Source organism: Glycocaulis sp. (genome assembly GCF_051859565.1).
In the GTDB taxonomy this organism is placed as follows: Bacteria; Pseudomonadota; Alphaproteobacteria; order Caulobacterales; family Maricaulaceae; genus Glycocaulis.
The window spans coordinates 37,196-47,472 of the sequence record NZ_JBHYFK010000010.1 but is presented as its reverse complement, the minus strand read 5'-3'; the positions used below and the strand labels follow the sequence as shown (position 1 = coordinate 47,472).

The window sequence follows — 10,277 nt, the reverse complement described above, 5'->3', positions numbered from 1 at the left end:
ATGTCGATGTCCCAAGCAGCACGGTCAGTGGTGATCGCAAGGAGGGCTGCATCAAGTTTGGAGAACCGTCGTTCAAAACGGCGCGGCCGGCACCCGCTGAACACTGGGTGAGGCCCTCTCCCGGATTGGTGGTGCTGTTCCCGTCGTATATGTGGCACGGCACCGAGCCAATTCTTGCAGGCGAGAGCCGCATGACCGCCCCGTTTGATGTTGTACCCGAATGAATACCCTGAAACTTGCCGTGTTCGATGTCGATGGCACGCTCATAGACAGCCGGGAGATCATCCACCGGGCGATGGACCGTGCCTTCACGCGCGCCGGGCTTGGCGAGATGCCCTATGACCGGGTGCGCACGATTGTCGGCCTTGAGCTGTCAGAGGCCATTGGCCGTCTCGCACCGGCAGACATTGGCCATGAGCGCCTCTTGCTCCTGTGCAATTACTACAAGGAAGCCTTCGTCGAGCAGCGCGCTGATCCCGGCTTTGAGGAGCCGCTTTATGCGGGTGCGCTGGAGACGCTGGAGCGTCTGAGCGATGAGGGTTGGCTGCTGGGCGTCGCCACCGGCAAGGCGCGCAGAGGGCTCGACATCGTATTTGGCCATCATGGCCTGCATCGCTATTTCCAGACCCTGCAGACCGTAGATCACGGCGTCGGCAAGCCCAATCCGCGCATGGTGCTCGACGCGATGGCCGAAACTGGCGCGCGCCCGGAAGAAACGGTTGTGATCGGCGATACGAGCTTTGACATGCTTATGGCCCGTTCGGCGGGCACCCGTGCGCTCGGTGTAAGCTGGGGCTTTCATACAGCAGATGAAATTGCCTCTGGCGGTGCCCATGAGATTCACGACAGCTACGACACGCTCAATGGCGCATTGAGCCGGTTTGTGCCGGCGGGGGAAGAGGTTTCACGATGAGCATGTCCAAGGCGAAGGCGGAAAACCGCCCTTTGCCCAAGCGTTTCTATTCCGAGGCCAGCGCGGGGCCTTCGGGCGATGGCTGGGCCATACTTCTTGACGGCCGCCCGGTGAAAACGCCTGAGCGCCATGTGCTGGCAGCTCCTTGCGAGACGCTGGCCGTGGAGATGGCGGCTGAGTGGGATGCGCAAGCCAAGCATATTGATCCTTTCACCATGCCGCTGACCCGGCTGGCTCATGTGGCTATTGACCGTATGGAAGCGGCGCGCGCGGCGGCGGCAGAGGAAATTGTCCGGTTTGCGGGAACAGACCTCTTGTCCCATCGCAGTGACGATCCTGAGCTTGCTGCCCGTCAGGCCGCTGGCTGGGACCCGCTGCTGGAATGGTCTGCAAAGGCGCTGGAAGCCCCGCTGAAGAGCGCGGCGACACTGTTGGCACTGGAGCAGCCGGAGGCCTCTCTGGCCGCTCTGCGGGCCCGTGCGGGCGCGCTGGACAACTGGCGGCTGACGGCACTGACCAGCGCTGTCCCCCTTCTGGGGTCTGCCGTGCTCGGTTTTGCGCTGCTCGAAGCCGAGATCGATGGCGAGCAGGCTTACATGCTTTCGCGGCTGGATGAGGACTATCAGGCCGAGCGCTGGGGCGAGGACAGCGAAGCCGCCGAGGCCGCCGCCAACCGCAAGCGTGACCTTCTTGCCTGCGAGCGCGTGTTCCGCCTGCTGGATGAAGCAGACGTTTAGACTTCCTTCATCGGCCGCAACGATGCTTGGCGCAGATTTGCACCGGGATAATGGCCATGAAGCCTGTTCAGCTCTTTCTTGCGAGCCTTCTCGCGCTGACCGCCGCTGCCGTGGCGCAGGCCCAGTCGCGCGGGTTTGAGGTGCCAGCCGACCATACCGCGCTGATTCGCCTGCCGGGCGATGCCGCCGCCATTGTCATTGGTAATCCCAATATAGCCGACGCGACGCTCTATGATGCGCGTACCATCTTCGTGACGGGCCGTGTGTTCGGCCGAACCAACATGATCGCGCTCGATGATAATGGCCGGGTGCTCTACACCTCGGACCTGCTGGTCACCCAGTCGGGCCGGGGCAGCGTGCAGGTTTTCCGCAATACCGAACGCCACAGCTATGTGTGCGCACCCGAATGCCAGGCCGTGCCGGTGATCGGCGATGCATCGGACTGGTTCTCCGGCGTGTCGGGCCAGCAGGCCAACCGTGCGGCGGCCGGTGGCGGGCGTTAGACATCACGCTTTCTTAACCAGGTTTTTTCACCGCGAATTAAGCGCGCTGCGCGATACTGCCGCCAGTGCAGTCTTGCGGGGAGATCGCGGCGTGTTTCTGAAGAGTCCGGTTAAGCGCCTCGCCAGGCGTATGGCAGACGACAAGAAGGGCGCGACGGCTGTCGAGTTCGCAATGGTTGCGCTGCCATTCCTGGTTCTGCTGGGCGCCATTATCGAAACCGCGCTCATCTTTTTCGCCGGCATGATGATGGAGCACGGGCTGTCGCAATCTGCCCGCGAGATACGCACCGGACAGCTCCAGCTGGCAGGCGGCTCGCCAGAGGCGTTCAGAAACTCTGTCTGCAGCCGCTCGGCGGGTTTGCTGCGGTGTGAACGATTACGCATTGATGTGCGCACGCTGGAAAGTTTCGGCGGCGCGACCTCCCTGCCAGTCGATGAAAACGGGATGGTCGATGTTGGCCAGATCAGCTTCCTCCCCGGTAATCCAGGGGAGATAGTGCTGGTGCGGGCCTACTATGACTGGCCGCTCATCGTTCCCAATCTGGGTCTGGGGCTTGCGAACATGGCGGGCAACCGGCGCCTTTTGACGGCGACTGCCGCGTTCCGCAACGAGCCGTTCCAGGAGGCGCTGCAATGATGGCCTTCAAGCGGATCTCTACACTTGCTGCTGACCGCCGGGGTGTGTCGGCAGTGGAGTTTGCGTTGATAGCGCCACTGCTGATCGCGCTCTATGTCGGGATCGTCCAGCTTACGCTCGGCCTGTCTGCTGACCGCAAGCTGACAGCGGCTGCGAGCACGATCGCGGACCTGGTCGCCCAGTCTGACATTGTGAACGACGTGGCGTTCGGCGACATCCTGGCTGCGGGGGAGGCTGTCATGCAGCCTTATTCGACGGCCAACCTGGTTGTGCGCGTTTCATCGCTGAGCGCCGATGCGCAGGGCAACCCCTCACTTGAATGGAGTCAGGGCCGGGGCACCAATCCACGCGCTGCCGGTGATCTGCCGCCTTTGCCAGCTGGCGTGCTGTTGCCCGGTGGCGGCGTTGTCGTCGTGGAAGCCGATTACACCTATCGCACACCGCTGACGGGCAGCGGGCTTGGCCAGTTCAATCTCACCGAAACCGTCTATATGCGGCCCCGCCGCGTCGGTTTCGTCAGTGGCGAATGGCAACCTGATGAACCGCAGGACCCGGGAAGTGGCGGCGGCTCAGGCAGCGGTACTGGATCGACACCGCCCCCCGAGCCCCAGCCAGAACCTGCGCCCGCTCCGGAACCGGAGCCAGCTCCGGCCCCGGCTCCAGAGCCGCCAGCACCGCCCCCAAGCAATTGCCGCTATACCGGCATCCTCGCCTTCCTGCTTTGCCGCTAGGGCAGCGGGCGGTGGCATCGGCCCGGCGCGCCGTGCACCCAATCTTAAGCCTGTTATGATGGTCTGGCCGTCTCAGGAACTGAAGATGTGCCGGGCGTGATGCTGATCTATTTTTGTGTGAGTGCTGCAATTCTGCTCACCCTTCTGGCCGCACTGGAAGACGTGCGGCGCTTCACAATCTCCAACTGGATACCCGGCGCACTGATTGTTCTCTGGCTGGTGTATGTGCCCTTCTCCGGGCTCGGCTGGCAGGGCGCTGGCCTAAACCTGCTCACAGGGCTTGGCGTGCTGGCGCTGATGATGGCGTTGTGGATGCCGGGCTGGCTCGGCGGCGGTGACGCCAAGCTGATTGCCGCTCTCGCCCTCTGGTTCGGCTGGCCGTCCGTTCTCACCTTCCTGCTTCTGGCGATGATCTGCGGCGGCATTCTGGCGGCGGCATTGCTGGCCGCGCGCCGCTTCGCGCCCGCGCTGCCCATGTCGCCTGAGCGCCTTGCCGCCAGCCCGCTGGCGCATGGGGCGCCTGTACCCTATGGCGTGGCCATAGCGGGCGGGATGCTGTGGGCGCTGCCGCATTCCCCGCTCATGGCGGCGTTTGCCGGTTAACGTCTCAGTGACCCAACTGGCACATTCCCTGCGCGGGACACACAACACCTTGGATTATTAACGCGGCCTTGAGGTTTTGCCGGTGAAATCAGGCACAACTGCCTTTTCGCGCCGAGGGATCCGCGAGCTGCCATGAACGCCACCCGTATAGCCATACTCGTCGCCGCCGGTCTGGCCGCCATCGTTGCGGCCTTCTTCGTGCGCAACGCCATGCAGCCGCAGGTGATCGAGCGCACGGTAACAGAAGCCCCTGTGGCGCAAGCGCCTGCGGTCCGGGTTCTGGCAGCACGCTCTGATCTGGCCATGGGCCAGCGCGTGGCGCCCGGCGACCTCTACTGGCAGCCCTGGCCCGAAGAGGCCATCTCGCCCACCTATATCCGCGAATCAGCTGACCGCGAGGCAGTAAGCAGGCTTGCAGGGTCGGTTGTGCGCGCTGCTATCGCGCAAGGAGAGCCGATAACAGAGCGCCGGCTGGTGGCGCCCGGCTCCAGCGGCTTCATGGCCGCGGTAATTTCGCCCGGCATGCGCGCGATCGCCGTGCCGACATCGGCTCGCGCCGGCGCTGGTGGCTTCATCCTGCCCAATGACCGGGTTGACCTGATTGTGACGACGCAGGGCGAGCGCAACACGTTCTCCGCGCAAACCCTGCTGGAAAACGTACGCGTTCTGGCGATTGACCAGTCTTTCTCCGAGGACGGTTCGGGCGCGGTGGTCGGTTCAACCGCCACGCTGGAAGTGACGCCCGCTCAGGCGCGCGTGGCCGCTCAGGCTATCGCGGGCGGAACGCTCACACTCTCGCTGCGCAGCCTTTCCGATGCAGACGAACCATCTGCCGAAGCGGGGGAAGTCACCGAAGGCGGGCAGCGCGTGGTGCGCGTTTTCCGCTACGGGCGTGAAGAGCGTGTAGCGCTCAGCGCGCGGGGAGGGGAATGATGGCAGCGAGATTTCTGGCCACGCTGGCGGCGCTTGCGCCGTTATTGCTGTGTGCCCCGGCCTATCCGCAAGGCGCAGGTGTGGAGCGGACCAACACGCTTCAGGTGACGATCCGCCAGCCCGGAGACGGTCCGGTGTCAGAGCGCATTACACTGCCCCTCGGGCAGGCCGCCGTGATCCATCTGCCCGTTGACGCCGCCGACGTGATGGTCGCCAACCCGTCTGTTGCTGACGCTGTGGTGCGCACGCCGACCCGCGCCGTGCTGCTGGGTCAGGGTGTCGGGCGCACCAATGTTTTCTTCTTTGATGGTGATGGCGCGCTGATCCTTGATCTGGCGGTGCGTGTGGAGCGCGATATGGACGGGTTGAGCGATGCGCTACGGCGCTTCGTGCCCGATGGCCGTATCACCGCTGAATCGATGAACGCCAATATCGTCCTGTCCGGAACGGTGCCATCGGCCAGTGCCGCAGACACCGCCCTGCAGGTGGCGCGGCGCTGGGCTGATGACCCGGAACAGGTGATCAGTTTTCTGACCGTTGAGGGGCGCGATCAGGTGCTCCTGCGTGTCCGTATCGTGGAGATGCAGCGCACGCTGGTGCGTCAGCTCGGTATCAATCTGAGCGCTAACCTGAATACGGCCAGCCCGACGGTAAACCGTATCGACACTGAAAACGCTTTTGGCCTGGCGGGCCGTGCGCTCGGCGGGCTTACGGGCCGGGCAGATCTGCTCAATGCTCTCGGAGCGAACACGCGTCTGGGTGCGACCTTCGCGGCGCTGGAGCGTGTCGGCCTTGTGCGCACGCTGGCCGAACCGAATCTCAGCGCGATTTCCGGCGAGTCGGCAAACTTCCTGGCGGGCGGTGAGTTCCCCGTGCCTGTCGGACGTGATCGTGATGGCAATATCACCATCGAATACAAGCCGTTTGGCGTCGGCCTTGGCTTCACGCCCGTGGTTCTGTCGGAGGGGCGTATCTCCTTGCGCATTTCCACCGAGGTCTCCGAGCTGTCCAATCAGGGTTCGATCACGCTGGGGGGCAGCACGCAGACCGATGCGGACGGCAATGTCATTGGCGGTGTCCCGGCGCTGACCATTCCCTCGCTGACCGTGAACCGCGCGGAAACGACCGTGGAGCTGCCCTCCGGCGGCAGTCTGGTCATTGCCGGCCTGATCAAGGAAGAAACCCGGCAGGCCATGGACGGCGTTCCCGGGGTGGAGCGCCTGCCCGTTCTGGGCGCGCTTTTCCGCTCGCGCGATTTTGCCAATAGCGAAACCGAGCTGGTGATTGTCGTCACGCCCTATCTGGTCGATCCGGCAAATCCGAACGAGCTTTCGTCGCCCGGCGACGGGTTCGAGCCTGCCTCGACGGCGGCACACGTCTTCCTTGGCCGCCTGAACCGTGTCTACGCCGCGCCGGGTGCGCAGGTGGAAGGGCAGGGCTGGACCGGCCCTGTCGGCTTCAGCGTGGAGTAGCGCCATGATGATCAGAGCCATCTGCCTGACTTTTGCCGCGGCTTTTGCGATGAGCGCCTGTGCGTCGGCGCCCCGCGAGCTGCCGCGCGCCACCGCCATGGCCGAGACGGTACGCGTGGAGATGCCCGTTGATCCGCGCGATAATGGCCTGACATGGGCCCAGCTGGAACTCATCGAGGCGCTGGCCGGTGAGTACAAGGCGCGAGGCCAGGGGCCTTTTATCATTTCCTACCCCCAGAATGCCGGTAATGCCGAAGCGGCGCTGGGCGCAATCGCCGATGTGCGCACTGCGCTCTACGGCCACGGGCTGGACTGGCGCCAGATCGGCGGCGGCGCCTACGAAGCCGGCGGCTATGTTCAGGCGCCTGTCGTCTTTTCCTTCACCCGCTACCGCGCCGTAGCGCCGGAGTGCGAGAACCGCTGGAGCGATGTGCGCAATGCCCGTCCGGGCGGGCGCTGGGGCGGGTTTGGCTGCGCCACCGAGCAGAATATTGCGGCTATGGTCGCTGATCCGCGTGATCTTGTGACCCCGCGCACCTTCGATGATCCCGATGCCGCCCGCCGCCAGACGGTTCTCGACCGCTGGCGTCAGGGCCAGTCCACCACAAGCGAGCGCAGCGCCAGCGAGAGCGGCACTGTCAGCCGCGCCGTTGAATAGTCAGACCGTCCAGCTGGAACCAGACACACGATGACACAGGCCAGACCATACGAAGATGACGGGTTCGATGCCGGGGATGAATTCCTGGGCGACGACTTTTCCACGCCGTCAGATCCGTTTCTGGATGCCGCCACGGTAGAGGCGCGCCTGCGCGGTGAGATCGCCGGTGCCGCTGACTCGTTTGACGAGCCCTTGCAGCCTGTCCCGCAACCGGCTGGAACATCCGGGTTTGGCGCAAAGCTGGCTGCGGCCAACAGGACCGCGCCTGATTTCATCAGCGAGGCAGACCCCGCGCCCAGCCGCCCGCGCGTCGAGGCCCGTGCCTCTGACGTGTCAGCTGTCTCGCCGGGGCTTTATGGCGAGGTTGATGCGGATGCTGGCGACGTGATCCAGCCGGTGCCGCGCATCTCCATAGAGGCGTTCTGCGAGCGTCCGGAAACCGGGGCGCTCATCCATAACGCTGGCGCTGACCGGCGGCTGGCACGCGCTCACGTCAACGTCGAGCTCGGCGGGCTGGCAGGCGCCATCGAGCGCTTTCATGACGAATCCACGCCGAACCTGCTGATTATCGAGACCGGCATGCGCGGGGCGCAGCTTTTTGCCCAGCTGGACGAGCTGGCCTCGGTCTGCGACGGCGATACGCGCATCATCATTATCGGCGCGGCCAACGACATCGCGCTTTACCGCGAGCTGATGCGCCGGGGCGTGAGCGAGTATCTCGTGCCGCCGATGACGCCGCTGCACCTGATCCGCACCATCTCCGGCCTGTTTGTGGATCCCGATGCCCCGTTCGCGGGCCGTTCGATTGCCTTTATCGGTGCCAAGGGCGGCGTTGGCTCGTCCACGATTGCCCACAACATCGCCTGGTGCATGGGCGAGCTGCAGCACATGGACACGGTGCTGGTCGATCTCGATCTCAGCTTTGGCACTGCAGGGCTGGATTTCAACCAGGACCCGGCCCAGACCATCGGCCATGCACTGGCCGATCCGGACCGGCTGGACGACGCGCTTCTCGACCGCCTGCTGGTCAAGTGCGGCGAGCGCCTGAGCCTCTTCTCCGCGCCTGCAACGCTGGAAAGCGACTGGGATTTTGGCCCCGAAGCGTTCGAGACCGTGCTGGAAAAGGTCCGCCGTCAGGCGCCTTATGTGGCGCTGGACCTGCCGCACGCCTGGTCGCCTTGGGTGCGCCGCACGCTTCTCTCGGCCGAGCAGGTGGTGGTCACGGTCACGCCCGATCTGGCCTGCCTGCGCAACGCCAAGAATCTGTTCGATCTGGTGCGCCAGAACCGGCCCAATGATGAGCCGCCAAAGGTCATCGTCAACATGGCCGGGTGCCCGAAAAAACCCGATATTCCGCTGAAAGACTTCTCCGATGCACTGGGTACCGCGCCCCTTCTGGTGCTGCCCTTCGAGCCTGCGCTGTTCGGGGCGGCAGCCAATAACGGCCAGATGATCGCAGAGGTCGATGCCAAGTCGAAGGCGGCTGACGGATTTGCCCATGTGGCCAGCCAGCTTACAGGACGTAGCTCCGCGCCGGTCCGCCAGCAGCGTTCAGGCCTGAAATCACTGTTCGGGCGCAAAGGTTAGAGGCAGCAGGCAAGGCATGTTCGGCAAGCGCACCACCGCTCCACAGCCCACCCCGGCAGCGCCCCCTGCCAGCGCCGCGCCTGCGCCTGCCGCACGCCCGGCGCCATCTGCCCAGCCACGCCCGCGCCCCGCTGCGCCTGCGCCCCAACCGCGCGCCAGTGCTACGCCGCAAGCCAGCAGCAAACCCAGACCCCGCCCTGCGGTACAGGTCGGTCAGGAGCGCTCCGCCGAGTACTATGCGATCAAGACGACGATCTTCAACGCGCTGATCGATACGATTGACCTTGGCCAGCTGGCCCGGCTCGACAACGCGACAGCGGCCGAAGAAATCCGCGATATCGTCACCGAGATCATCTCGATCAAGAACGTCGCGATGTCGATTGCCGAGCAGGAAAACCTGCTGCAGGACATCTGCAATGACGTGCTGGGCTATGGCCCGCTGGAGCCGCTTCTGGCGCGCGACGACATCGCCGACATCATGGTCAATGGCGCGGGCGACGTGTTCATCGAGGTCAATGGCCGCGTCCAGAAGACCAATATCCGCTTCCGGGATAACGGCCAGCTGATGAATATCTGCCAGCGCATCGTGTCCCAGGTGGGCCGGCGGGTGGATGAAAGCTCGCCGATCTGCGATGCGCGCCTTGCCGATGGCTCGCGCGTCAACGTCATCGCGCCGCCGCTGGCTCTTGACGGTCCCACGCTGACCATCCGGAAGTTCAAGAAAGACAAGCTGACCATGCAGCACCTGGTCGATTTCGGATCGATCACGCCGGAAGGCGCCAAGGTGCTCCAGATCATCGGCGCATCGCGCTGCAACGTGCTCATCTCCGGCGGTACGGGCTCGGGCAAGACGACGCTGCTGAACTGCCTGACCGGTTTCATCGGGGAAGAAGAGCGCGTCATCACCTGTGAGGACGCCGCCGAGCTGCAGCTGCAGCAGCCCCACGTGGTACGTCTTGAAACCCGCCCGCCCAATCTGGAGGGCACAGGCCAGGTCACAATGCGTGACCTCGTGAAGAACTGCCTGCGCATGCGTCCCGAACGCATCATCGTTGGCGAGGTGCGCGGTCCCGAAGCCTTCGACCTGCTGCAGGCGATGAATACCGGCCATGACGGCTCCATGGGCACCCTGCACGCCAACTCCCCGCGCGAGGGGCTGTCACGTATCGAGTCCATGATCACGATGGGCGGCTACAACCTGCCTACCAAGACCATCCGGGAAATGATCTCCGGCTCGATTGACGTGGTGGTGCAGGCCGCGCGCCTGCGCGATGGGACGCGCAAGATCACCCACATCACCGAGGTGCTGGGGATGGAGGGCGATGTCATCGTCACCCAGGATCTCTTTGTCTACGAGATCACAGGCGAGGACGAACACGGCAATATCACCGGCCGTCACGTCTCAACGGGCATTGCCCGTCCGAAATTCTGGGACCGGGCCCGCTATTTCGGTCTGGAACGCGAACTGGCCGCCGCTCTCGACGCCTCGGAGGCCTGACGCGC

The 10,277-nt window shown here is 64.4% G+C and carries 12 protein-coding genes; all 12 read left to right on the top strand.

All coding sequences use genetic code 11. The annotated features are described in order from the left end of the window. Positions 1-224: putative 2OG-Fe(II) oxygenase (locus tag ACTIGC_RS13160; protein ID WP_439634847.1), on the top strand; the 224-nt coding region annotated here is incomplete at its 5' end. Further along, positions 221-913, top strand: coding sequence for an HAD-IA family hydrolase (locus ACTIGC_RS13155; RefSeq protein WP_439634846.1), 693 nt, complete (start codon positions 221-223; stop codon positions 911-913). The genes ACTIGC_RS13160 and ACTIGC_RS13155, both read left to right, overlap by 4 nt. Further along, positions 910-1,650, top strand: coding sequence for an ATP12 family chaperone protein (locus tag ACTIGC_RS13150; protein ID WP_439634845.1), 741 nt, complete (start codon positions 910-912; stop codon positions 1,648-1,650). Before ACTIGC_RS13155 ends, ACTIGC_RS13150 begins: the two co-directional genes overlap by 4 nt. 56 nt (positions 1,651-1,706) lie before the next feature. Beyond that, complete coding sequence (locus tag ACTIGC_RS13145; protein WP_439634844.1) at positions 1,707-2,153, top strand: pilus assembly protein N-terminal domain-containing protein; 447 nt, start codon at positions 1,707-1,709, stop codon at positions 2,151-2,153. A gap of 91 nt (positions 2,154-2,244) precedes the next feature. Next, on the top strand, positions 2,245-2,790 hold the full coding sequence (locus ACTIGC_RS13140; RefSeq protein WP_439634843.1) for a TadE/TadG family type IV pilus assembly protein: 546 nt from the start codon (positions 2,245-2,247) through the stop codon (positions 2,788-2,790). Next, positions 2,787-3,521: a TadE/TadG family type IV pilus assembly protein gene (locus tag ACTIGC_RS13135; RefSeq protein WP_439634842.1), complete on the top strand. Its 735-nt coding sequence runs from the start codon at positions 2,787-2,789 to the stop codon at positions 3,519-3,521. Before ACTIGC_RS13140 ends, ACTIGC_RS13135 begins: the two co-directional genes overlap by 4 nt. 99 nt (positions 3,522-3,620) lie before the next feature. Beyond that, positions 3,621-4,124, top strand: a complete 504-nt coding sequence (locus ACTIGC_RS13130) for an A24 family peptidase (protein ID WP_439634841.1) — start codon at positions 3,621-3,623, stop codon at positions 4,122-4,124. A gap of 132 nt (positions 4,125-4,256) precedes the next feature. Beyond that, entirely contained in the window at positions 4,257-5,057 is an 801-nt protein-coding gene (gene cpaB / locus ACTIGC_RS13125; RefSeq protein ID WP_439634840.1) for a Flp pilus assembly protein CpaB, read from the top strand. Next, on the top strand, positions 5,057-6,529 hold the full coding sequence (locus ACTIGC_RS13120; RefSeq protein WP_439634839.1) for a type II and III secretion system protein family protein: 1,473 nt from the start codon (positions 5,057-5,059) through the stop codon (positions 6,527-6,529). Before cpaB ends, ACTIGC_RS13120 begins: the two co-directional genes overlap by 1 nt. A 4-nt stretch (positions 6,530-6,533) precedes the next feature. Next, on the top strand, positions 6,534-7,187 hold the full coding sequence (locus ACTIGC_RS13115) for a CpaD family pilus assembly protein (protein WP_439634838.1): 654 nt from the start codon (positions 6,534-6,536) through the stop codon (positions 7,185-7,187). A 30-nt stretch (positions 7,188-7,217) separates the two neighbouring features. After that, complete coding sequence (locus ACTIGC_RS13110) at positions 7,218-8,774, top strand: AAA family ATPase (protein WP_439634837.1); 1,557 nt, start codon at positions 7,218-7,220, stop codon at positions 8,772-8,774. 16 nt (positions 8,775-8,790) lie between these two features. Then, positions 8,791-10,272, top strand: a complete 1,482-nt coding sequence (locus ACTIGC_RS13105; protein WP_439634836.1) for a CpaF family protein — start codon at positions 8,791-8,793, stop codon at positions 10,270-10,272. The last annotated feature ends 5 nt before the right edge of the window (positions 10,273-10,277 follow it).